The organism is Sphingomonas sp., from assembly GCF_964263785.1.
GTDB lineage: Bacteria > Pseudomonadota > Alphaproteobacteria > Sphingomonadales > Sphingomonadaceae > Sphingomonas.
In genome coordinates this window covers 16056-39073 of record NZ_CAXVWL010000075.1, presented here as the reverse complement: position 1 = coordinate 39073, position 23018 = coordinate 16056, and the positions used below count along the sequence as shown (strand labels likewise).

24 protein-coding genes, 1 tRNA gene and 1 pseudogene are annotated in these 23018 nt (G+C 67.7%); 16 read left to right on the top strand and 10 right to left on the bottom strand.

Features of this window, described 5'->3' with window-relative positions; all coding sequences use genetic code 11:
* The first annotated feature begins 47 nt into the window (after positions 1 to 47).
* The 14 genes from ACE5C1_RS10455 (at position 48) to ACE5C1_RS10390 (ending at position 13660) form a co-directional block, all read left to right on the top strand.
* Positions 48 to 767: a uracil-DNA glycosylase family protein gene (locus ACE5C1_RS10455; protein WP_374944012.1), complete on the top strand. Its 720-nt coding sequence runs from the start codon at positions 48 to 50 to the stop codon at positions 765 to 767.
* A complete protein-coding gene (locus ACE5C1_RS10450) occupies positions 764 to 2578 on the top strand; it encodes a lytic transglycosylase domain-containing protein (RefSeq protein ID WP_374944011.1) in 1815 nt (604 codons plus the stop codon). The genes ACE5C1_RS10455 and ACE5C1_RS10450 overlap by 4 nt, the downstream gene beginning before the upstream one ends.
* Positions 2568 to 3095 carry a molybdenum cofactor biosynthesis protein B gene (moaB, locus tag ACE5C1_RS10445; RefSeq protein ID WP_374944010.1) on the top strand — a complete coding sequence of 176 codons (528 nt, stop codon included), beginning with the start codon at positions 2568 to 2570 and terminating at the stop codon, positions 3093 to 3095. The genes ACE5C1_RS10450 and moaB overlap by 11 nt, the downstream gene beginning before the upstream one ends.
* Positions 3096 to 3147: 52 nt before the next feature.
* A complete protein-coding gene (locus ACE5C1_RS10440; RefSeq protein WP_374944009.1) occupies positions 3148 to 4332 on the top strand; it encodes an acyl-CoA dehydrogenase in 1185 nt (394 codons plus the stop codon).
* Between the two features lie 26 nt (positions 4333 to 4358).
* Positions 4359 to 4922: an isochorismatase family protein gene (locus ACE5C1_RS10435; protein WP_374944008.1), complete on the top strand. Its 564-nt coding sequence runs from the start codon at positions 4359 to 4361 to the stop codon at positions 4920 to 4922.
* Positions 4923 to 5027: 105 nt separating this feature from the next.
* Positions 5028 to 5786: a class II aldolase/adducin family protein gene (locus ACE5C1_RS10430; RefSeq protein WP_374944007.1), complete on the top strand. Its 759-nt coding sequence runs from the start codon at positions 5028 to 5030 to the stop codon at positions 5784 to 5786.
* 145 nt (positions 5787 to 5931) lie between these two features.
* Positions 5932 to 6504, top strand: coding sequence for a (2Fe-2S)-binding protein (locus tag ACE5C1_RS10425; protein ID WP_374944006.1), 573 nt, complete (start codon positions 5932 to 5934; stop codon positions 6502 to 6504).
* A gap of 92 nt (positions 6505 to 6596) precedes the next feature.
* Positions 6597 to 7532: an RcnB family protein gene (locus ACE5C1_RS10420; RefSeq protein ID WP_374944005.1), complete on the top strand. Its 936-nt coding sequence runs from the start codon at positions 6597 to 6599 to the stop codon at positions 7530 to 7532.
* 74 nt (positions 7533 to 7606) lie between these two features.
* Positions 7607 to 8311 carry a prolyl hydroxylase family protein gene (locus ACE5C1_RS10415; RefSeq protein WP_374944004.1) on the top strand — a complete coding sequence of 235 codons (705 nt, stop codon included), beginning with the start codon at positions 7607 to 7609 and terminating at the stop codon, positions 8309 to 8311.
* A gap of 133 nt (positions 8312 to 8444) precedes the next feature.
* Positions 8445 to 10211 carry a single-stranded-DNA-specific exonuclease RecJ gene (gene recJ / locus ACE5C1_RS10410; protein WP_374944003.1) on the top strand — a complete coding sequence of 589 codons (1767 nt, stop codon included), beginning with the start codon at positions 8445 to 8447 and terminating at the stop codon, positions 10209 to 10211.
* Positions 10212 to 10251: 40 nt separating this feature from the next.
* A tRNA-Glu gene (locus tag ACE5C1_RS10405) sits at positions 10252 to 10326 on the top strand.
* A 245-nt stretch (positions 10327 to 10571) separates the two neighbouring features.
* Entirely contained in the window at positions 10572 to 11018 is a 447-nt protein-coding gene (locus ACE5C1_RS10400; RefSeq protein WP_374944002.1) for a MarR family winged helix-turn-helix transcriptional regulator, read from the top strand.
* Positions 11011 to 12084 (top strand): HlyD family secretion protein, encoded by a 1074-nt coding sequence (locus ACE5C1_RS10395; protein WP_374944001.1) that lies wholly within the window; start codon positions 11011 to 11013, stop codon positions 12082 to 12084. Before ACE5C1_RS10400 ends, ACE5C1_RS10395 begins: the two co-directional genes overlap by 8 nt.
* Entirely contained in the window at positions 12071 to 13660 is a 1590-nt protein-coding gene (locus ACE5C1_RS10390) for a DHA2 family efflux MFS transporter permease subunit (protein WP_374944000.1), read from the top strand. Before ACE5C1_RS10395 ends, ACE5C1_RS10390 begins: the two co-directional genes overlap by 14 nt.
* An 83-nt stretch (positions 13661 to 13743) precedes the next feature.
* Here the strand turns inward: ACE5C1_RS10390 and ACE5C1_RS10385 are convergent, their stop codons facing one another.
* The 3 genes from ACE5C1_RS10385 to ACE5C1_RS10375 all read right to left on the bottom strand — a co-directional run bounded on the left by ACE5C1_RS10385 (position 13744) and on the right by ACE5C1_RS10375 (position 17509).
* A complete protein-coding gene (locus ACE5C1_RS10385; RefSeq protein WP_374943999.1) occupies positions 13744 to 14145 on the bottom strand; it encodes a hypothetical protein in 402 nt (133 codons plus the stop codon).
* A gap of 17 nt (positions 14146 to 14162) precedes the next feature.
* A complete protein-coding gene (locus ACE5C1_RS10380; RefSeq protein WP_374943998.1) occupies positions 14163 to 15188 on the bottom strand; it encodes an aspartate-semialdehyde dehydrogenase in 1026 nt (341 codons plus the stop codon).
* 65 nt (positions 15189 to 15253) lie between these two features.
* Complete coding sequence (locus tag ACE5C1_RS10375) at positions 15254 to 17509, bottom strand: DPP IV N-terminal domain-containing protein (RefSeq protein WP_374943997.1); 2256 nt, start codon at positions 17507 to 17509, stop codon at positions 15254 to 15256.
* 208 nt (positions 17510 to 17717) lie between these two features.
* Between ACE5C1_RS10375 and ACE5C1_RS10370 the strand changes: the two genes are divergently transcribed.
* Complete coding sequence (locus tag ACE5C1_RS10370; RefSeq protein WP_374943996.1) at positions 17718 to 18797, top strand: helix-turn-helix transcriptional regulator; 1080 nt, start codon at positions 17718 to 17720, stop codon at positions 18795 to 18797.
* Between the two features lie 211 nt (positions 18798 to 19008).
* Here ACE5C1_RS10370 and rplS read toward each other — a convergent pair whose 3' ends face one another.
* From rplS to ACE5C1_RS10350, 4 genes and pseudogenes are all read right to left on the bottom strand, one after another.
* Positions 19009 to 19401, bottom strand: a complete 393-nt coding sequence (gene rplS, locus ACE5C1_RS10365; RefSeq protein ID WP_374943995.1) for a 50S ribosomal protein L19 — start codon at positions 19399 to 19401, stop codon at positions 19009 to 19011.
* Between the two features lie 16 nt (positions 19402 to 19417).
* A pseudogene (gene trmD / locus ACE5C1_RS10360) lies at positions 19418 to 20133 on the bottom strand (tRNA (guanosine(37)-N1)-methyltransferase TrmD); the annotation flags it as partial.
* Entirely contained in the window at positions 20130 to 20495 is a 366-nt protein-coding gene (locus tag ACE5C1_RS10355) for a type II toxin-antitoxin system VapC family toxin (RefSeq protein WP_374943994.1), read from the bottom strand. The pseudogene trmD and the gene ACE5C1_RS10355, both read right to left, overlap by 4 nt.
* A 5-nt stretch (positions 20496 to 20500) precedes the next feature.
* Positions 20501 to 20872 (bottom strand): hypothetical protein, encoded by a 372-nt coding sequence (locus tag ACE5C1_RS10350; RefSeq protein WP_374943993.1) that lies wholly within the window; start codon positions 20870 to 20872, stop codon positions 20501 to 20503.
* Positions 20873 to 20956: 84 nt separating this feature from the next.
* Here ACE5C1_RS10350 and ACE5C1_RS10345 point away from each other — a divergent pair, with 84 nt between their 5' ends.
* On the top strand, positions 20957 to 21862 hold the full coding sequence (locus ACE5C1_RS10345) for an NAD(P)/FAD-dependent oxidoreductase (protein ID WP_374944038.1): 906 nt from the start codon (positions 20957 to 20959) through the stop codon (positions 21860 to 21862).
* Positions 21863 to 21873: 11 nt separating this feature from the next.
* Here the strand turns inward: ACE5C1_RS10345 and rimM are convergent, their stop codons facing one another.
* Genes rimM through rpsP form a run of 3 tightly spaced genes read right to left on the bottom strand, consistent with a single transcriptional unit; the run spans position 21874 to position 22989 of the window.
* The gene (gene rimM, locus ACE5C1_RS10340; protein WP_374944037.1) at positions 21874 to 22329 is read right to left on the bottom strand and encodes a ribosome maturation factor RimM; all 456 of its coding nucleotides are present in this window, start codon (positions 22327 to 22329) and stop codon (positions 21874 to 21876) included.
* Positions 22330 to 22336: 7 nt separating this feature from the next.
* Positions 22337 to 22486, bottom strand: coding sequence for a hypothetical protein (locus ACE5C1_RS10335; protein ID WP_374944040.1), 150 nt, complete (start codon positions 22484 to 22486; stop codon positions 22337 to 22339).
* 56 nt (positions 22487 to 22542) lie between these two features.
* Positions 22543 to 22989, bottom strand: coding sequence for a 30S ribosomal protein S16 (gene rpsP / locus ACE5C1_RS10330; protein ID WP_374943992.1), 447 nt, complete (start codon positions 22987 to 22989; stop codon positions 22543 to 22545).
* Positions 22990 to 23018: the final 29 nt, after the last annotated feature.

The following is a 23018-nucleotide window of genomic DNA, read 5'->3' as shown; positions in this document are numbered from 1 at the left end:
TGAGGAAGTTGACCGAAACGTCAACTGCCGCGCATGAAGGACGGGCAATGGGGGCGGACCAGAATTTCGATTGGGCGGCGGCGACCGCCAGCGCGCTGGAATGGTGGCGCGACGCCGGGGTCGACGTGCTCGTCGAGGATGCTCCGCGCGATTGGCTGTCGGCGCCAGTGCCCGCGATCCCCCCGGCTCCGGCGGCGGTGGCACCCGCAGCAATGCCCGCGACGCTGGCCGTGTTCCTCGACTGGCGGATGGGCAGCGACATGCCCGAGGCATCCTGGACGGGCGCGTCGATCGCGGCGAGCGGGCCGGACACCGCCGAGCTGATGATCCTGGCCGACTGCCCGGATCGCGACGACGCGGGCGTGCTGCTGAGCGGCGGCGCGGCGGGCAGGCTGTTCACGCGGATGCTCGCGGCGATCGGGGTCGCGCGCGAGGACGTCCACATGGCCGCGACCTGCTGGCGCCGCCCGACCGCGGGCCGCATGCCGCGCGACGCCGAGGCGCGGCTGGGGGAGATCGCGCGGCACCATGTCGCGCTCGTCGAGCCGAAGCGATTGCTGCTGCTCGGCGACGGCGCGGCGCGGGCGGTGCTGGGCATTCATCTGGCCGAAGCGCGCGGGCGTTTACACTTCGTTAACCATGATGGCCGAAGAGTGCGCGCCGTGGCGAGCCACCACCCGCGTTTCCTGATCGAGAAACCGGCGTGCAAGGCCGAAAGCTGGAGCGACCTCAGGATGCTGGTGCGCGAGAGCGAAACGGGGGAATGACGATGCGGTCTCTGATCGGTGCGGTGCTGCTGGCACTTCCCGTCCCTGCCCTGGCTCTGCCTGCGGATCCTGGCGGGGAAGCGCGGACGGTTGCCGCCGCGCACATCCCGGTGCAGCTCGATGCAGCGCAGCGCGCGGCCTATGCCGCGGTGTTCCAGGCGATCCGCGACGCCCGCTGGACCGACGCGCAGATCGGGCTCGACGCGATGAAGCCGGGACCGCTTCACGCGATCGCACGCGCGCAGCTCTACACCGCCAAGGATTCGCCCAGGGTCGAGGCCGAAGCGATCGTCGCGCTGCTGAACGAGGCGCCCGAACTGCCGCAGGCCGAGCAGCTCGCCCGACTGGCGCGGAGCCGCGGCGTGACCGGGCTGCCCCCCCTCCCCGCCGCCCGCGCGCTGATCTGGCAGGACGGCGCGCCGCGCCGCCTGCGGACCAAGGCGAACAAGAGCGACCTGATCGCCGCGGACCTCGCCGTGCGGATGCAGCCGTTGGTTAAGGTCGACGACGGCACCGGCGCGCAGGCGCTGCTCGAGGCGACCGAGGGGCTGACTCCCGAGGCGCTGACCGAGTGGCAGCAGAAGGTCGCGTGGATGTATTTCCTCCAGGGCGACGATGTGCGTGCACGCGACATGGCGGGCAAGGCGGCGGGCGGCACCGGCGACTGGGCGATCCAGGGCCGTTGGGTCGATTCGCTTGCCGCTTGGCGCAGCCGCGACTGCGCGGGCGCAAGCGCCGGGTTCGAAGGAGTCGCCGCACGCGCGACCGACGTCGACCTGCGCGCCGCCGCGCTCTACTGGGCCGCGCGTGCCGACATGGTGTGCGGAAGCCCGCAGAAGATCGAGCCGAGGCTGAAATCGGCCGCGCAATTCGGCGAGAGCTTCTACGGCCAGCTCGCGCGGCAGGCGCTCGGCATGCGGCAGAAGCCGATGAAGCTCGGGCAGCTCGTCGCCAGCGACTGGGCCGCGCTCGACCGGCGCCCCAACGTCCGTGTCGCCGCCGCGCTGGTCGAGGTCGGCGAGACCGGCTTGGCCGAGACCGTGGTGCGCCAGCAGGCGCGGATCGGCGAGCCAGCGGAGTTCGGCAGCCTGGTGCGCCTCGCCGAATCGCTCGACCTGCCCGCGACCACCGTCTGGCTCGCACACAATTGCCCGCAAGGCGTCGCCGCGACCGCCGAGGCGCGCTATCCGACGCCGAACTGGACGCCCGACAGCGGCTGGCGCGTCGACAAGGCGCTGGTCTATGCGCACACGCTGGAGGAATCGGGGTTTCGCAACCGGGTGGTCAGCCCGGCTGGCGCTTACGGTCTCATGCAGATCATGCCCGCCGCGGCGACCGATTTCGCGCGCGAGCGCGGCACGACGCTCGACAAGGATGCGTTGACCCGGCCCTCGGTAAACATGGACATCGGCCAGCGGAGCCTGGAGCGGATGCGCGATTCGGGCGCGACCGGCGGGCTGCTGCCCAAGGTGATCGCGGCGTATAATGCGGGGCTGAAGCCGGTCGGCGCGTGGAACGCGATCGTCCGCGATGGCGGCGATCCTTTGCTGTATATCGAAAGCATTCCGTATTGGGAGACGCGCGGCTACGTCACGACGGTGCTGCGCAATTACTGGATGTACGAGGGACAGGCGGGAAAGCCGAAGTCGGCGAGCCGCGCCGCGTTGGCGCAGGGCATGTGGCCGCGCTTTCCGGGGCTCCCGGGTGCGACCGCGGTACGGATGAACGCCCAGCCCTCGCCGCGCACGACCGCCAGCACGGTCGCGGTGAGCGCGACGGCTGGCCCGAAGGTGGCGACGCTTGCCGATTGACGAGAGCGCCCGCTTTCTGCCGGTCCGCATCGCCGTCCTGACCGTGTCGGATACGCGGAGCCTGGCGGAGGACCGTTCGGGCGACACGCTGGTGGCGCGGATCGAAGCGGCGGGGCACGTGCTGGCGGACCGCGCGATCGTCCGCGACGACACCGACGTCATCGTCGCGCGGCTCCATGCCTGGATCGACGACCGCGACGTGGACTGCGTCATTACGACCGGGGGCACCGGCGTGACGGGGCGCGACGTTACCCCCGAAGCGGTCGAGCGCGTGGCGGACAAGATGATCCCGGGCTTCGGCGAACTGTTCCGCTGGCTGAGCTACGCCAAGATCGGCACCTCGACCGTCCAGTCGCGTGCCTGCGCCTGCGTTGCACGCGGCACCTATATCTTCGCGCTGCCGGGTTCGACGGGCGCGGTGAAGGACGGGTGGGACGGCATCCTGGTCGCCCAACTCGACAGCCGCCACCGGCCGTGCAATTTCGTCGAGCTGATGCCGCGGCTGATGGAGCGGTAGCGTACCGCCCGCATGAACGCTAAGGCCGCCGCACGGCAGCAGGAGCGCGCGAATGTCAGGCATGTCCAGGTTCGACTGGGAAGACCCCTTCCTTCTCGACGAACAGTTAACCGACGACGAGCGCATGGTGCGCGACACCGCACGCGCCTACGCCCGCGACAAATTGCTGCCGCGGATCGTCGATGCGTTCCAGCACGAGCATACCGATCCTTCGATCTTCCGGGAAATGGGCGAGCTCGGGCTGCTCGGCCCGACCATCCCCGAGGAGTACGGCGGGGTCGGCGCGAGCTATGTCGCCTATGGCCTGGTGGCGCGCGAGGTCGAGGGGATCGATTCGGGTTACCGTTCGATGATGAGTGTTCAGTCGAGCCTGGTCATGTACCCGATCAACGCCTTCGGCTCCGAAGAGCAGAAGCGCAAGTTCCTGCCCAAGCTGGCGACCGGCGAGTTCATCGGCTGCTTCGGCCTGACCGAGCCCGACGCGGGCTCCGATCCCGGCGGCATGACGACGCGCGCCAAGAAGGTCGACGGCGGCTACGTCATTTCCGGCGCAAAGACGTGGATCAGCAACTCGCCGATCGCCGACGTCTTCGTGATCTGGGCCAAGAGCGACGCGCACGAAGGCGGCATCCGCGGCTTCATTCTCGAACGCGGCATGAAGGGATTGGAGACCCCCAAGATCGAGGGCAAGCTGTCCCTACGCGCGTCGATCACCGGCATGGTGATGATGGACGAGGTCGCGGTCGGCGAGGACGCTTTGCTTCCCGACGTGCAGGGATTGAAGGGCCCGTTCGGCTGCCTCAATCGCGCGCGCTACGGTATTTCATGGGGCGCACTGGGTGCGGCGGAATTCTGTTTCCACGCCGCGAGGGCATATGGGCTCGACCGCAAGCAGTTCGGCACCCCGCTCGCCGGGCGCCAACTCTACCAGAAGAAGCTCGCCGACATGGAGACCGAGATCGCGCTCGGGCTGCAGGCGTCACTCAGGGTCGGGCGGCTGATGGACGAAGGGCGTTTCGCGCCCGAGATGGTCAGCCTGGTCAAGCGCAACAATGTCGGCAAGGCGCTCGCCATCGCCCGCGACGCGCGCGACATGCACGGCGGCAACGGCATCTCGGGCGAATATCACGTCATGCGCCACCTGATGAACCTGGAGACGGTCAACACCTACGAAGGCACGCACGACGTCCACGCGCTGATCCTCGGCCGGGCCATTACCGGTATTGCTGCCTTCTGACGCGCTTTGAACAAGGAGGACGAACAGTGGCGCTCACGACATTGGACCCCCGGACGGCGCTGATCGCCGTCGACCTGCAGAAGGGTGTGCTGGCGCTCCCGGCCGTCGCGCAAGCCGCCGCAGGGGTCGTCCAACGATCGGCGGACCTGGCCGACGCGTTTCGGGCGCGCGGGTTGCCGGTGGTGCTGGTCAACGTCGACGGCTTCGCACCCGGTCGCCGCGAGCACGATGCGATGAAGGGGCCACCGCCCGCAGGATGGACCGAGCTCGCGCCCGGGCTGCGCGCGCAGGCGAGCGACTGGCGCGTGACCAAGCGGTCCCCCGGCGCATTCACCGCGACGGGGCTGGAAGCGAGGTTAAAGGACGCGGGCGTGACCCAGGTCGTCGTCGCGGGGGTTTCCACGGGCATCGGCGTCGAAACCACCGGGCGACAGGCTTATGAGCTTGGCTTCAACGTCACGTTCGCGATCGACGCGATGGTCGACGGCGACGCCGCGGTGCACGCCAACAGCATCGAGCGCGTCTTTCCGCGGTTCGGCGAAACGGGAACCTGTGCGCAAATCGCAGCGCTGCTCGCACGTTTCGCCTGACCGTTCGGCGGCGTCCGGCCGCTGTCGCCGCACGTCCCGAATTGGCAATCCCGGCGTTGCATGCGATACCGGACAATCGAAACTAGGCTGGGACGGAGAGCGACGATGGCGACCGCATTGGCGAAACCGCACATGAGCACGAGCGAATGGGAGGCGCGTCAGCAGCTCGCCGCCTGCTACCGAGTGTTCGACCTGCTCGGCTGGTCCGAGATGATCTACAACCACATCACGCTGAAGATCCCGGACGAGGACGGCGCGTTCCTGATCAACCCGTTCGGGCTGCATTTCTCCGAGGTCACCGCGTCTAGCCTGGTCAAGATCGACATCGACGGCAACACGCTGTCCGACAGCGACTATGGCGTGAACCGCGCGGGCTTCGTCCAGCACGCGCTGTTCCACCGTCACCTGCCCGACGCGCATTGCATCATGCACACCCACACCACGGCGGGCATGGCGGTGAGCTCGCTCGAAGGCGGTCTGCGGCCGATCAACTTCTACGCCTGCAACTTCGCCGGCCAGATCGCGTACCACGATTTCGAGGGCGTGACGGTCCGCGACGAGGAAGGCGAGCGGCTGTTGGCGCACCTCGGCAACAAGCGCGTCATGCTGCTCAAGAACCACGGTATCCTGGTGATGGGGCGCACCCTGCCAGAGGCGTTCATCAAGCATTGGGCACTCCAGAGAGCATGCGAGATCCAGCTCGCGACGCTGTCGATGGGCAAGCCGCTCGACGTTTCGGACGAGGTCGTCGCGGTCCACCAGCGCGACCTGCACCAGACCCAGCCGCCCGGCGGCCCGGGTGCGGCCGATTTCGCGGCGATGGTCCGGCTGGTCGATCGCAAGGATAGAAGCTGGCGGGATTGATCAGCTATGCCTCCCCGGTACGGGGAGGGGGACCAGCCGCAGGCTGGTGGAGGGGCAGCCAAGCGGGATTATCGCTTGGGGCTGCCCCTCCACCACCGCTTCGCGCCGGTCCCCATCCCCGTGCCGGGGAGGTAAATGGAATGACATGACCAGCTTCACCGTCAACAACCAGCCGGTCCGCTACCGGCTCGATCCCGCCACGCCGCTGCTGTGGGCGTTGCGCGATGCGTCCAACCTCACGGGTACCAAATACGGCTGCGGCACCGGGCATTGCGGGGCCTGCACGGTCGATGTCGACGGCCGCGCGGTGCGCAGTTGCCAGGTTGCGATCGGCAGCATCGAGGGGAGCTACGTCACCACGATCGAGGGGCTGTCGCGCGAGCGCAATCACCCGGTCCAGCTCGCCTTTCTGGCCGAGAACGTTGTCCAATGCGGCTTCTGCATCCCCGGCATGGTAATGGCCGCCGCCGCGCTGCTCCGCCGCGATGCCGATCCGAGCGACGCGACGATCCGCGGCGCGATCACCAACCTGTGCCGCTGCGGCGTGTACCCGCGCGTCGTCGAGGCGGTTCAGCGCGCAGGACGAGCGATGCGCGGCGAGGAGACGATTCCCGCGGGCGCCCGTCCCGGCATCGACCCCGCCGACTCGGCACGTGCGGTGCCCGCGCTGGTGCCGCCTCAGGACCCCCCCCGCGTTCTGAAGCTGTCGCAACGCTGACGAACCAATTCAGCATCGGTTCGCCGCGGATCCGGCAAACGCGTCCTCATCATCGGGGCCGGCTCGTGCGCCGGCAATGGAGGACAAAGACCATGAGGTTCCTGTTCAAGGCGCTGCTGGCGGCAACCGCGCTCGTTCCCCTCGCCACGGCAGCGAGCGCGCAGCAGGCGGACGGTCGGCAGTGGCGCGGTGGCGGCGATCGGGGCGGCGACGAGCGGAGTGGTGAGCGGAGTGGCGGGGAGCGGCGCGGCGGCGGCGAGCGCCCCGACGTGCGGCAGGCACCGGCCGAGGCACCCCGGATTCATACCGATCGCGACCTGTCGCAGCGCGGCGATTGGAGCGCCCGCCGCCAGACGCTCCCCTCCGTCTCGGGTACCGATCCCGGTCGCCGCACCGACGCTCCGGGACGGATCGACTCGGACCGGAGACCGAATGATGGCACGTTCCGTCGCGATCCCGGAGTAGCCTTCGGTGCCGCAGGCGATCCGGGTGCGATCCAGCGACCGGGCGGAATCGGGCGGCGCGACGAGCGGCCCGCACCCGGCCTCCGCGGCGATCGGGGCGACCCTGGCGAGCGGGCCGGGTTCGGCACCGGCCGCGCCGACGCGGGCACCTATCGCCAGCGAGACCAGAACTGGACCCGCGATCGCGACAACACCGGACAGTGGCGTGGCGACGAAAACCGCGCCGCGAACCGCGGCGCGTGGAACCGCGGCACGTGGAACCGGGATTGGCGCAACGACCGCCGCTACGATTACGGTGGCTATCGTGACCAAAACCGCGGCGCCTACCGATTGCCACGCTACTACGCGCCCTACGGCTCGGGCTATGGCTACCGGCGGTTCTCGGTCGGGGTCACCTTGAGCTCGGTGCTGTTCGGCGAAAATTACTGGATCGACGATCCGTACGACTATCGCCTGCCCGCCGCCTACGGCCCGTACCGTTGGGTGCGCTACTACAACGACGCGTTGCTGGTCGATGTCCGCTACGGTCGCGTCGTCGATACGGTATACGACATCTTCCGGTAAACTCGCGGGACCGGCGGCATCGCGCTGCCGGTCCCTCTTGCGTTTCCCGTCCGAGCGCGCAATTTCGGACGGCGATGAAGTTCTTCGGCAAATCCTCCGCCGCGCCGCGCAGCGCCGCATCGGGCGGCGGTCCTTCGCCGGCGCGCACGGAGATCGGCGCAAACGTCGCGGCACGGCTCGATGCGACCGGGGCGGTCACCCGCACCCCGATCGAGGGCGTGCAATTCTACCACCAGGTCGATTTTCTGACTGCCGAACAGTGCGGCGACTTGATCGCGCTGATCGATGCGGGGCGCCGCCCCTCCACGCTGCTTTCGGATCGCGGCGGGGTCGGCTTTCGCACCAGCGACAGCTGCGACATGGACCGCTGGTCGCCGCAGGTCCGCGGAATCGACGAATCGATCGCCCACTTGCTCGGCGTAGATCCGCGCAACGGCGAGACGATGCAGGGCCAGCGCTACGCTGTCGGCCAGCAATTCCGCGCCCACCACGATTATTTCCACGAGGTCGAGAAATACTGGGCGGACATGCAACGCTGCGGCGGCCAGCGCACCTGGACCGCGATGATCTATCTGAACGACGTCGAAGAGGGCGGCGCGACCTGGTTCCCGCAGGCGGGCATCCGCGTTGCGCCGAAACGCGGGCTCCTGCTCGCGTGGAACAACATGAAGGCCGACGGCAGCCCCAACGAACGCACCCTCCACGAAGGCATGCCGGTGGTCGAGGGAGTCAAATACATCGTTACCAAGTGGTTCCGCGAAGGCTTCTGGGTCAGCTGACGACTCAGCGCGCTTTCCTACAGGACGCAGATCGCTGTAACGCCCTGCCTACCCCGCATGCATCGCCGCGAACGACTGGCGACGACGTTGCATGCATGCCTGTAGGACGTGACTTTTGCGTGACCTTTCGACTGTGACCCCTGTACTCGGCATCGCGTCCTCGATCCTAGGCCAGCCGTGGCGGTGGCGTGCGCGCGCTGCGGATGCGCGTGACGGCGGCATGGGCGACGGCGATCTGGTCACCCAGTTGCTGCTGGCGCGCGGGTGCCCGCCCGACGCGCTCGACGCGCATCGCATGCCGTCGATCCGTGCGTTCATGCCCGATCCGTCGTGCTTCCGCGACATGGACCGCGCCGCCGAGCGCCTCGCCGATGCGGTGCAGGGCGGCGAAGGCATCGCGATCTTCGGCGATTACGATGTCGATGGCGCCACCTCGGCCGCGCTGATGATCCTCGTCCTGCGCGATCTCGGCATCGAAGCCCGTCCGTACATTCCGGACCGGTTGCTCGAAGGCTATGGGCCGTCGGGCGATGCGCTCGTCCGGCTGGCGCGCGAGGGCGCGTCGCTGATCGTCACGGTGGATTGCGGCGCGCAAGGGTTCGAGGCGCTGGCGGCGGCGCGCGACGAGGGCGTCGACGTGATCGTCGTCGACCACCACAAATGCGCCACCACCCTGCCCCACGCGCACGCGATCGTGAACCCCAACCGGCTCGACGAGAGTGCGGAGGGCGCGTCCCACGGCCATCTCGCCGCGGTCGGGGTCGCCTTCCTGCTCGCCGCCGCGCTGGTCCGGACGCTGCGCGTCCGCGGGTATTTCGCGGGGCGTGCCGAGCCGCGGCTGCTCGACCTGCTCGACATCGTCGCGCTCGGCACCGTCGCCGACGTCGCGCAACTGCGAGGGCTGAACCGCGCGTTCGTGGCGCAGGGGCTCAAGGTCATGGCGCGTGGGCTGAACCCCGGCGTGGCCGCGCTGATCGAGGCATCGCGGCTGACGCGCGCGCCGACCGCGACCGATCTCGGCTTTGCGCTGGGCCCGCGGATCAACGCCGGCGGCCGGGTCGGCCGCGCCGATCTCGGAGTCCGGCTGCTGACGACCCGCGACCCGGATGAGGCACGTGCGATCGCTGCCGAGCTCGACCGGCTCAATGAGGAACGCCGCGGCATCGAATCGGTGGTCCAGGAGGCCGCGGACGCGATGACCGGCGACCGCCGCGTCGCAGTCGTCGCGGGCCACGGCTGGCACGCCGGGGTTATCGGCATCGTCGCGGGCCGCCTGAAGGAGAAACTCGGCCGCCCCGCGATCGTCATTGCGATCGACGATGCGGGCGTGGGCAAGGGATCGGGCCGCTCGATCGCGGGCGTCGATCTCGGTGCCGCGGTGATGGCCGCGAGGGAGCACGGCCTGCTGGTCGCGGGGGGCGGCCATGCGATGGCGGCGGGGCTGACGATCGCCGCCGACGGGGTGCAGGCCTTTGCCGATTTCCTGGAGGACCGCCTCGCCGCCACCGTCGATCACGCGACGGCGGACCGCGCGCTGCTGCTCGACGCGGTGGTCGCGCCCGCCGGAGTCAACCCTGCGCTGGTCGAGGCGTTCGACGTCGGCGGCCCCTACGGCATGGGCTGGCCCGCTCCGCGCATCGCCGCGGGCCCCGTTCGGATCATCAAGGCGGACATCGTCGGCAACGGCCATGTCCGCGCGGTGGTGGCGGGCGACGACGGACAGAGCCTCAAGGCCATGGCGTTCCGCCATGCCGATACCCCGCTCGGCCAGGCGCTGCTCGGTGCGGGGCCCAACCGCCGACTGTGGCTAGCGGGCCGCGCCAAGGTGGATGAATGGAACGGGCGCGCCTCGGCCGAGCTGCACTGCGAGGACGCCGCCTGGGCCGACAGAGCGGCTTGACCGCGTTGGCGCTACGCCTTAGTCGCCAGCCCACCACGACGGCCCCTTCGTCTAGTGGTTAGGACGCGGCCCTTTCACGGCTGAAACACGGGTTCGAGCCCCGTAGGGGTCACCATCGTTTGACTAACGGCTGTTCATTCGTGTCCGTTTCGGTGGCCGGACCGAAGCCCGGCATGCTCGCATCGTGTCGAACACCCTGACAGATGAACGAGACGGAGCCGCGTATTGGCGAAGTGCCGCCCGCGTCCGCCCGCGCCCGGACAATTCCAGCCGGGCTCGATGCACACCGTGCACGCATGGTTGCAAAGTCCGCATGCGACAGGTCTTCCGTATCATAAGCATGCTTATTATATCGCGTACATGAACGACGGAATCGGCTTTCTGATCGGCGACGTGTCGCGAATGATGCGGCGGCGGTTCGACGAACGCGCGCGCACCATCGGCGTCACGCGTCCGCAGTGGCGTGCGTTGGTGACGCTGGCACGCGAGGAGGGGCTCCAGCAGGGCGTCCTTGCCGAACGGATCGAGGTCGAGCCGATCACCTTGTGCAGGATGATCGACCGTCTTGCCGAGGCCGGCATGGTCGAGCGGCGCCGCGATCCGGCCGATCGCCGAGCATGGAACATCTATCTGACCGACCGCTCGCGTCCGCTTCTCGATCGGCTTGGTGCCGTCGCAGACGATCTGGTCGCTGCCGCACTCGATGGCGTCGAGGATCACGACAGCGCCGTGCTCACCGCGACGCTGGAGCGCATGCGCGCCAACCTCTCCACCGAATCCCCTGCCCGTGAGACCGCCAATGGCTGATGCCGATCCCCAACGCGACCTGCGCATCGATGCCGTCGCCCTCGACGATGGGCAGGCGAAGGCGCCGCGGCGCTGGCTGCGTCCGTTGCTGCTGGTCAGCGTGCCGCTGATCGTGGTGGCGGTCGCGGCCTATTTCTGGGCAACCGCGGGGCGGTTCGTATCCACCGACAACGCCTATGTCGCGCAGGACAAGGTTTCCGTATCGGCCGACGTCGCCGGGCGGATCGTGGAGGTCGCGGTGGCGGAAAACCAGCCGGTGAAGGCAGGCGACCTGCTGTTCCGCATCGATCCGGCCCCCTACTCCATTGCGGTCGCGCAAGCCGACGCCTCCATTGCCAATGCGCAGGTCCAGCTGGCGACGCTGCGCTCCAACCTGCGCGGCACCGGTGCCGATATCCAGGCAGCACGCGATACGATCCTGTCGGCGCAGCAGGATTACGATCGCCAGTCGCAACTGATGGCGCGCGGGTTCACCACGCGGGCCCGGCTCGAACAGTCGCAGCATTCGCTCGAACAGGCACGCGCGACCCTGCTCAACGCACAGGCGACCGCGGACGAGGCGCGCGCGAAAGTGTCGACGGGCGCAGCGGTGCCGGGCGAGAACCCGGCCATCGCCGCGGCACGGGTGCAGCGGGCGAAGGCGGCACTCGATCTGTCGCGGACCGCGGTGCGCGCGCCGACGTCGGGCATCATCAGCCAGTCGGATCGGCTTCAGGTCGGCCAGATGATGATCTCCGGCCTGCCTGCGGTCAGCATCGTCACCGACCAGCGGAGTTGGGTCGACGCCAATTTCAAGGAGACCGACCTCAATCACATGCGCGTCGGCCAGCCCGCCGAAGTCACCTTCGATGCCTACCCTGGTGTCAAGCTCAAGGGACATGTCGCGTCGCTCGGTGCTGGCACGGGGTCCGAGTTTTCGGTGCTGCCGGCGCAGAACGCCAACGGCAATTGGGTGAAGGTGACGCAACGCGTGCCGGTGCGGATCGCGATCGACCAGCGCAGCCCGCGGCCGCTGATCGCGGGCCTCTCCGCCGATGTCCAGGTCGACGTGCGTGGCGGCCGCTAGTCCGGCGCGCACCGCCGGCGCCTCTCGGACGTCGGCAACGGGAAAAGCCGCGCTCCCGGTGGTCAATCGCGGGCTGCTGACCGTGGGAGTCATGGCGGCGACGGTGATGCAGATCCTCGACTCGACGATCGCCAACGTCGCCTTGCCGCACATGCAGACGTCGCTCGGCGGCACCGCGGACACCATCACCTGGGTGCTGACGAGCTACATCGTCGCGTCGGCGATCGCCATTCCGCTGACCGGCTGGCTGTCCGACCGTATCGGCAGCCGCAACCTGTTCCTGGTGTCGATCGGCGGCTTCATCGTTGCATCGATGCTCTGCGGCCTAGCGACCAGCCTGCCCGAAATGGTCGCCTTCCGCGTTGCGCAAGGCATTGCCGCTGCATTCATGAACCCGCTCAGCCAGACGGTGATGATGGACATCAACCCGCCCGAGCGGCAGGCCAAGGCGATGTCGATCTGGGGCATGGGGATCATGGTCGGGCCGATCATGGGACCCGTGCTCGGCGGCTGGCTGACCGACAATTATAATTGGCGCTGGGTGTTCTACGTCAATTTGCCGATCGGCGTCGCGTGTTTTGCGATCCTGTGGGCGCTGCTACCCTCCCGGCCGATCGCGAAGCGCAAGATCGACCTGTTCGGCTTCTCGCTGCTGGCGATCGCGGTCGCCAGCCTTCAGCTGATGCTCGATCGGGGGCAGACCGAGGACTGGTTCCAGTCGTGGGAAGTGTGGATCGAGGGGATGGTGGCGTTGTGCGCGGCGTGGATGTTCTTCGTCCACCTGTTCACCGCCAAGCATGCGATGTTCGACCGCGCCCTGCTCGCCAATCGCAATCTATTGACGGGTCTGTTCTTCATGCTCGTCGTCGGCGTGCTGATGATGGCGACGATGGCGCTCCTGCCGCCGATGCTGCAATCGCTGTACGGCTATCCGGTCCTCGACACCGGGCTGCTGCTGGTGCCGCGCGGCATCGGCATGGTGGCGACGATGTACGTCGCCGGGCAACTGATCCAGCGCCAGGTCGATCCGCGGCTGATGGTCGGCACCGGACTGGTCGTCGCGGCCTTGTCGCTGTGGGAGATGACCGGCTGGACACTGGTGATGGACAGCACCCACTTCGTCGTCGTCGGGCTGATCCAGGGCGCCGGGCTCGGCCTGATCTTCATTCCGCTCAACATCATGGCCTTTGCCACGCTCGATCCGCGCTACCGCACCGAAGGGTCGAGCCTGATGAACCTGTTCCGCAACATCGGCGCCTCGGTCGGCATATCGGTCGTCACCGCGCTGCTCGCGCGCAACATGCAGACGAGCCATCAGGAGATCGGCGGCCATATCACTGGCTACAGCATCGACGCGGTCGATCCTTCGGTGACCGCGACCCTGGGCTCTGCGGGGCAGTCCGTCACCGCGATGATCAACGCCGAAGTGACGCGGCAGGCGGCGATGATCGCCTATCTCGACGATTTCAAGCTGATGATGATCCTGACCGCAGTCGCGATCCCGCTGGTCGTTCTGCTGAAGCGGCCCAAGGCTGCCGGGCCGATGAAGGCGGATGTCGACGCCATGGGGCATTGAGCATCGCCACCGGCGCAGTGGGCCATCGGTTGGCGAGAGCATGGTGAGGGGACGTGCGTAACGCTCCACTGGCATGGCGGCCGTTAACGGTCCCGCTGCTCCGCCGACAGAGCCTGCCAACGCCCGCCCGTTCGCCGTAACCACACGTCCTCGCTGCGGCGGCCGGAAAGCGTGGCGCGTACCAGTGCTCGATCCTTCGCGATGACCGGGCCGTAGAGCTGGTGGCATTGCCCGTCATGCCGGATGGGAACGCCTGCGATCGACGGTCCCTTGATCCCCCCGCCGCCGCGGAACCGACTAGCAAGGAGGTCAGTGAACTCTGGCGGCGGATCGGTCAGCGTTTCATCGGCGAACCGCAGCACTTCACGCTCCACGCAGACCGGTCGAGGCGTGCCCGCAACCAGTCGTGCGGCGGCGGCGGCGAGTACCGCGGGTATTTCGTTGCGTGGATTCGGCACGCACCCCGCGAGTGCCGCGCCGAGCATCAGGGCCGCGGTTGTCCTCATCCCTTCTGAAGGTACCGCCGCCCGAGCAGCTCGGCGATCTGGACCGCGTTCAGCGCGGCGCCCTTGCGCAGATTGTCGCTGACGCACCACAGCGACAGGCCGCTGTCGACGGTCGGATCCTCGCGCACGCGGCTGACGAAGGTCGCGAAGTCGCCGACGCATTCGACGGGGGTGATGTAGCCGCCGTCCTCGCGCTTGTCGATCAGCATGACGCCCGGCGCTTCGCGGAGGATGTCCTGCGCCTGTTCGGCCGAAATCTCGTCCTCGAACTCGATGTTGATCGCCTCCGAGTGGCCGACGAACACCGGCACGCGTACGCAGGTCGCGGTCACCTTGATCTTGGGATCGAGAATCTTCTTGGTCTCGGCGACCATCTTCCACTCTTCCTTGGTTGATCCGTCGTCGAGAAAGCTGTCGATATGGGGGATGACGTTGAAGGCGATCTGCTTGGTGAACTTGCGCGGCTCGGCGGGGTCGCCGACGAAGATGTTGCGGCTCTGCTCGAACAGCTCGTCCATCCCCGCCTTGCCCGCGCCCGACACCGACTGATAGGTCGCGACGACGACGCGCTTGATCCGCGCCGCATCGTGGAGCGGCTTCAACGCCACCACCATCTGCGCGGTCGAGCAGTTCGGGTTGGCGACAATGTTGCGCACCTTGTACCCGGCGATCGCCTCCGGGTTCACCTCGGGCACGATCAGCGGCACGTCGGGATCCATGCGGTAAAGCGACGAATTGTCGATCACCGTGCAGCCCGCCGCGGCGAAGCGGGGTGCGTAGACCTTGGTGGCCTCCGAACCGATCGCGAACAGCGCCATGTCGAACCCTTCGGGCGAGAAATGCTCGATGTTCTGCACCTTGAGCATCCGCCCGGTGTCGCCGTATTCGATCTCGTCGCCCTGGCTGCGCGACGAGGCGAGCGCGACGATCTCGTCGGCGGGAAACTCGCGCTCGGCGAGGATGTTGATCATCTCGCGCCCGACGCTGCCCGTCGCGCCCGCGACCACTATGCGATAGCCCATTGCTCGTTCCCTGCCCGCTTATGCTTGCTTGTGCAGCGCCGCATAGCTGCCCGCGCGCGCGCGCGCTACTTGCGATCCTTCACGGTGCGATCGAGGAAGCCCAGGATCGTACGCCACAGGTGCTCGGCCACTCCCGACCCGCCGACGGCGTGGGTCTGGCCGGGGTAGAACATCATCTCGAACGGCGTCGCCGACGCTTGCATCTTCGCCGCCACCGCGGTCGAGTTGTCGAGGAACACATTGTCGTCGGCCATGCCGTGGATCAGCAGCAGGGGATCGCGGATCGCCGATGCGTCCCGGACCGCGGCCGAGCCCTCGTAGCTCGCGGGGTCCTTTGCAGGATCGCCGAGATAGCGCTCGGTATAATGCGTGTCGTAGAGCTTCCAGTCGCTGACCGGCGCGCCGGCAACCGCGGCGGCATAGGCGCCCGGGTTCTTCTCCAGCATCTTGAGCGACATGTAGCCGCCGTAGGACCAGCCATAGGTCGCCACCTTGGTCGCGTCGACGAAGGGCAGCGACTTCAGGTAATTGGCGCCTGCCAGCTGATCCTCGACCTCGACGCTGCCCATCGCGGGATAGATCTGGTCCTCGAACGCCTTGCCGCGATTGTAGCTGCCGCGATTGTCGATCTGGAACCAGATCCAGCCCTGATCGACCAGGAATTGCGGCAGTGCACCCGCCCAGCCGCGGGTGACCTGCTGGCCGGTGCCGGGGCCGCCGTAATGCTGGAAGAACACCGGATATTTCCGGCCCGGCACGAGCGGCGGCGTAATCATCTTCCAGTGCAGCGTCGACCCGTCCGCCGCCCTCAACGTCCCGAATTGCGAGGGCTGGTGGCTGGCGAGATACGGCTGGTAGGGGTGGCCCGGCACGATCGCGTTCTCGTTGATCCACGACAGCCGCTTGCCGGTCGTGTCGGCGAGATAGACCTGGGTCGGCTGGTTGGGGTTCGAGCGCGACACGATCAGCCGCGTCGCGGCGCTGTCCATCGTCGCCGAATTCCACCACCCGCGCTCGGTGAGCCGGACGGGCGTGTCGGGCTTGGCGATGTCGACCGAGTAGAGCTGCTGCTCGAGCACGTCGTCGCGGTTGCCGGTGAAGAAGACCCTGCCCTTCGCCTGGTCGACCCCGACAAGCTCGGTGACGACCCACGAGCCCTTGGTCAGCTGAGTCCATTTGCCGCGAGCGAAGCGGTAGAGATGGCCGTAGCCATCGCGCTCGGACCGCCAGATCAGGCTGCCATCGTCCAGCGCCTGATAGGCGTCGGACAGGTTGAGCCAGCTGCGTGCGCCCGCCCGTTCCGTGAACAGGATTGTCGCCTTGCCCGTGGCGGGATCGACCCGCAGCATGTCGAGGCGCTTCTGGTCGCGCGACTCGCGCTGGACCAGGAGCCCCGACCCGTCCGGCAGCCAATCGACGCGCGCAAGATAGATGTCGAAATCGCGGCCGAGGTCGACCTTCACGCGGGCCGAGCCGTCGGGCTTCATCACGTACAGATCGATCAGCGCATTGGGGGTGCCGGCCGCGGGATAGCGTTGTTCGTACACCTTGGTGCCCGTCGCACCGATCGCGGCGCGTGTGGCGACATGGACGGGGGCCTCGTCGAAGCGCTCCACCGCCACGAAGCGTTCGTCGGGAGACCACCAATAACCGGTGCGGCGGTCCATCTCCTCCTGCGCCACGAACTCCGCCTCGCCGAAGTGCACCGTGCCGCCGCCCTCGGTGGTGACGGCCCGGGCCGCGCCGCCGGCGAGCGGCTGAACGAACAAATTCTGGTCGCGCACGAAGCTGACGAAGCTGCCTTTCGGGCTAACGACGGGGTTGAGTTCGCCGCCGGGCGTGTCGGTCAGCCGCCGCGCCTTGCCGTCGAGCGTCGCGAGGTAGAGGTCGCCGTCGAGCGGGACAAGGATCGAACGGCCGTCCGGCGCGAAATCGTAGGCGACAATGCCGCGCGAACCGCCGATGCGGGCGCGCTCGCGTTGCATCTTCTCGGCCTCGGTCAGTTCGGCGCCGCTGCCGACCGCCTTCGAGTCGACCAGCATCCGCTCTTCCCCGGTGCGGGTGTCCTGCGCCCACAGGTCCAGCCGGTCGCGGTCGTCGGGGCGCGGCTGCAGCGAGGTCAGCAATGTCCCATCGGGCGACAGGCGCAAGGCGCGCGGCTGGCGCCCGGACAGGTCGGTGGCGCCGAACAGCGCGGCGAAGGTCAGCGTGCCGTCCTCGGCCGGAGCGGCCACCGGCACCGCCGCGCGCGGTTCCTGGTCAGCCGCCAATGCCGCGGTTCCTGTCGAAGCAAGGGCCAGTCCCAGCAACCATGCGCGCATCCGTCTCTCCATGCTCGTCCGGTAATGCTGGACGCGCGACGGCTTATCGCCGGGCGAACGCGTTGCGTCAAAGGCGGCGCATACCGCAAATCGTCGCGCGATCCCGACGAGTCCTCCTTCGAGGCAGACTTGATGTCCATCTGAATGAATAAGGTTTGTACGTTCCCGACAAAGTGGCATGATGTCGTGGGCATGTCGGCGGGGGGCGATGGCGAACAAGGGCACCGATCCGGATACGGTGATCGACGGTATCTATGCTTCCATCCTGGAAGCGTCGTCGATGCACGATCTCCAGCATTTGTTGAGCGCCACCCTCGACTCGCCGGTTTCGACGATGATCCGTATGGGCGATACGCTCACGCCAGTGTCGTCGGTAGGCTTCGATCCCGCGGCGATGCAATCCTATCGCGAACACTACCATCGTACCGATCCGTGGATTGCGGCAGGCATGACGCAACCCTTGGGCACGGCGATGAACGTCGAGCATCTGGTGCCGCGCGACGTGTACCTGGAAAGCGAATTCTACTGCGATTTCATGCGCGGACACGGTGACGCCACCCAGTTGATGGGCGTGATGTTCGCGGCCGACGATGCGCGGTATTCGCTGACGTTCATGCGGGTCGGCGGGCAGGCCGATTTCGATGACTCGCAGGAGCGCCGCTTTGCGCGCTGGTCGCCGCATCTGCGCCGCGCCTTTGCTACCCGCGAACGGCTCGACCGGCAGTGGCGTGGGGACGCGGGACCGGTATCGCTGGGTGCCGACGCGGATGTCGTCCACGTTCTCGTAACCGCGGACCTGGCGGTGCGCTGGATGAGCGGCGACGATCTGCGTGCGACGCCTGGGCTGTCCATCCGCCATCGTCCCGCCGGCTTCGCGCATGTGGAGGTGCTCGATCCCTCGACCCAGAATGCGCTGCTGCGCGCCGTCGGTGAGGCGACGTTGCGACGGCCGCAACTCAGCGGCGCGGTTCGCCTTGGCGACGATTTCATCCTGGTCGATCCGTGTCCCTGGACCGGCGGGCGCGAGCCGCTGGCGCTGCTCCACCTCCCCGACCGACGCGCGGTGGAGGCAAGGGCGATCGAGCGCGCGACGGGGCTGTTCGGCCTGACAGCGGCAGAGGCCGCGCTGTGCGGCCGGCTGATGCACGGCGACACGATCGAGCGGCATGCCGATGCGTTGGGGCTGTCCGCCTGGACGATCCGCACCCACCTGCGCAATGTCTTCGGCAAGACCGGCACGGGGCGGCAGGCGGAACTGGTGGCGCTGCTCCACCGGCTGTCGCGGTAGCGGCAAGCGCGGAAGGTGAGGCTAAGGTGAGGCCAATGCGCATCCTTGCCAGCGTGCGACGGTGTGCGTCGCCGCGCAGAACCGGTCATGAGAAACAGCGGCGAGACCCATGTCACGACGCACGCCTGTAGGACAGCACGATCGTCGCAACGCCAACGGGGCGCGGGAGGATGCCTCCCGCGCCCCGTCGATCACCGCCCACCCGAACCGGTCACTCGGCGGGCGCGATACCCTTTGCCGGACGCGTATCGCGGCGCTCGGCGATGCGTGCCGACTTGCCGGTACGCCCGCGCAGATAATAGAGCTTGGCGCGCCGCACGGCACCCTTGCGGACGACGTCGATCGATTCGATGTTGGGCGAGAACAGCGGGAAGACGCGCTCGACACCCTCGCCGAAGCTCATCTTGCGGACGGTGAAGGACGAGCCCATGCCGCGGTTCGAGCGCGCGATGCACACGCCTTCGTAATTCTGGACGCGGGTGCGTTCGCCCTCGACGACCTTCACGCCGACCTTGAGCGTATCGCCCGCACGGAATTCGGGGATCGCGCGCTTGGCAGTCAGCTTGGCGATCTGCTCGGCTTCGAGCGTCTGGATCAGGTTCATGTGTCTTCAGTCCCGTTCGTCGCCGCGCGCCAGAGGGCGACCGACCCGAGCGCCGACGTGGCGCTCCCAGAGGTCCGGCCGCCTTAGCCGTGTATCGGTCTCGGCCCGGGCGTGTCGCCAGGCCGCGATCGCCGCATGATCCCCCGATCGCAGCACTTGCGGGATCGTGCGCCCTTCCCATTCAGCGGGCCGGGTGAAGTGCGGATATTCGAGGAGGCCGCTCTCGAAGCTCTCCTCATCCGCACTCGAAGCCGCGCCCATTACGCCGGGAAGCAACCGGACGCAAGCGTCCAGCAGCACCAGCACGGCCATCTCTCCGCCGGACAGGACATAGTCGCCAATCGACACTTCCTCGATGGCGCGGGCGTCGAACAGGCGTTCGTCGAAGCCTTCGAAACGGCCGCAGAGGATGACGGCGCCCTCCCCCGCCGCCAGATCGCGCACGCGCGCCTGGGTAAGCGGACGGCCGCGCGGCGTCATGGCCAGCACCGGGCGGCCATCCGCTTGCGGGTCGAGCGCTGCGGCGACGACGTCTGCACGCAGGACCATCCCTGCCCCGCCCCCCGCCGGCGTGTCGTCGACCGAGCGGTGTCGGTCGGTCGCGAAGTCGCGGATGTTGACTTGGTCGAGGCTCCACCGCCCCTCGCGCAGGGCCCGCCCCGCGATTGCGAGGTCGAGCGGGCCTGGAAACATGTCGGGGTAGAGCGTGAGGACGGTCGCGCGGAAGGTCACAGCGTCCAGTTCTCGACCTGCAAGCCGGGTACCCTGCTGAAATCGTCGACGTTGTGCGTGACCACGGTAAGGCCGTGCGACAACGCGTGGGCGGCGATCAACCGGTCGTAGCTGGCGCGCCTGAAGGGCAGGGTCGCATAGGCGAGCGCCGCCTTGTAGTCGAAATCGAGAATAGGCACTTCCTCGACGAAGGCGCGCAATTGGTCGATCGCCGGCGGCAGGTTCTTGAGTGATCCATAAATCACTTCGGCATAGGCGATCGCGGATGTGACCAGATCGCCGGCGTCGCACTCACCAGCGCGCCGAACCACCCGCTCGTCCGAGTTCATGACGAGATAGATGATGATGTTGCTATCGAGCATGTATCTCACCGCTCGGCATCCGCCGGTTTGCGCAGGGTATCCCTGACGAGCGGGCGCTCTTCGAACAATCTGTCCTCGTCCTTGATCGGCTCCAGATTCATGGCCGAGCCCGCCACTTTGGCAACGTTGAACTTGCGCTTCGGCTGCTCGACAGGTCCGAGCGAAAGGAATTGTCCATCTTCGACGGTCAGGTCCATCTCCATACCGGCGACGAGCTTCGTTCCCGCCGGAATGCGAACGGCCAGAGAATTGCCGGACTTGAACACCTTGGCGCGATAGCGCTGCGTCTCGATGGGCTTGAGCCACGGGATGGAGCCATAGACCCGCTCGAGTTCGTTGCTCTTCCATTCGCCCGACGAACTTCTGCCTTCCGCCATGACACCCTCCGTATCTACAGACTGTATATACTTGCGTCCCATGTCGTGCAAGGAACCAGCGTCCCCGGTATGCGCTTGCCCGCCATGGACGATTGCATCATCATCGGGGCGGGCCCTGCGGGGCTGACCGCCGCAATCTATCTCGCGCGGTTCCACCTTTCGATCCGGCTGTTCGATTGCGGATCGAGCCGGGCGGCGTTGATCCCGTGTACGCACAATCATGCGGGCTATCCGGAGGGGATCGCGGGCACGGACCTGCTCGGGCGGATGCTGGCACAGGCGGAGCATTATGGCGCCACGCGCGAAGGCGTGGAGGTGACCGCGCTCGAGCGATCGGGGGAGGACTTCCTCGTCGTGACCGATCACGGGCGCTATCCCGCACGCACAGTGCTGCTGGCGACGGGCGTGGTCAACAACCGCCCCGACATTCCCGTCGAGGTGCACGACCCGGCGCTCCAGCGCGGGCTGATCCGCTATTGCCCGATCTGCGACGGCTATGAGGTGACCGACAAGCGGGTCGGCATCGTCGGCAACGGCGACCACGGCATGCGCGAGGCTTTATTCCTGCGCGGCTACACCAAGGACGTGACGCTGATCGCGCCCGATGGATCGCTGGAGCTCGACGACGCGTGTCGCGATGCGCTGGAGCGTGCGGGCGTCGCGCGGGTGGACGGACCGTGCGGGGACTGGCGAATCGAGAAGGAGCGGATCGCCTTCGACACCGCCGAGGGGCGGCTGGCGTTCGACAGCGTCTATCCGGCAATGGGGTCGGTCATCCGATCAAAGCTGGCGGTTGCGGCGGGGGCGAATGCCACCGACGAAGGCTGTCTGGAGGTCGACGAGCATCAGCGGACCTCGATTCCCGGACTGTTCGCCGCCGGCGACGTGGTGAAGGGACTCGACCAGATCAGCCACGCGATGGGCGAGGCCGGTGTCGCCGCGACGACGATCCGCAACCTGCTCGACGAGCGGCGGCCGCTGCGACGGTAGGCGCAGAACAACTAGGCATCCACGAATGCGGCGTCGATCACCAGCCGTTCGGTATTCCAGTCCGGCACCGCTTCGGGACGCATCGGGACCATGAAGCGTTTGCCGCCTTCGCGCTCGATCTCGATCACGTCGCCCGCTCCGAAATTCTCGACCGCGACGACGTGGCCGAACGGCGTGCCATCGATCGAGACCGCGGGCAGGCCGATCAGGTCGGCGTGATAATATTCGTCCTCGCCGAGCGGTGGCAGGAGGTCGCGCGGCACCGTCAGCTCGGTGCCGCGCACGGCCTCGGCGGCGTTGCGATCGGCGACTTCGGCGAAGCGCGCGATCGTGCCGTTGCCGCCGTGACGCACCGACTTGAGGGTCAGCGCGCCTGCATTGAAGCTGCGATAGGGTGCGATGTCGTCGGCGAAGACCTTCAGCCGCACTTCGCCTGCGATGCCGTGCGCACCGATCACGACCGCCAGGACGACCTCACCCGCTGGGCGAGCCCGGGGTGGCGTTGTCGTCGGCGCCTTCGGCGGGCTCTTGGGCGGAGACGCCGTGGTTGGTGGCGTCTTCGTCGTCATCGCGCTGGGTCCTGGGATCGGGAAACGCTGGGTCGGCGTGTTGGGTATCGGGCATCGTCATGCGCTCCTGGAGACTGGCCCCGGAAAACGCACGACGATGCCATTCGATGCCTACTGCTCGGCGGTGGCGTCGGCGACCTGCTCGCCCTCTGCGGTGGGTGTCTCGGTTGCGGCCTCGACGTCGGTCGCGATCACCGCCTCGGCCTCGGCGTCCTGCTGTGCCTTGAGCTTCTCGGCGCGCTCCTCGGCACGCTCGGTCGCCTTTTCACCGGGCTTGCCCTTGTTGGGGTTCTCGCGCGAGGCACGCTCGCGGACGCCAGCGACGTCGAGGAAGCGCGCGACGCGGTCGGTCGGCTGCGCGCCGACCGACAGCCAATGCTTGGCGCGATCGGCGTCGAGCACGACGCGCTTTTCGTCGTCCTTGCCGAGCAGCGGGTTGTAGTTGCCGATCTTCTCGATGAACTTGCCGTCACGCGGGGAGCGCGCGTCGGCGACGACGATGCGGTAATAGGGACGCTTCTTGGAGCCGCCGCGCGACAGGCGAATGCTGATGGCCATAATATATATTCCTTCGTTCTAAGGTCGTT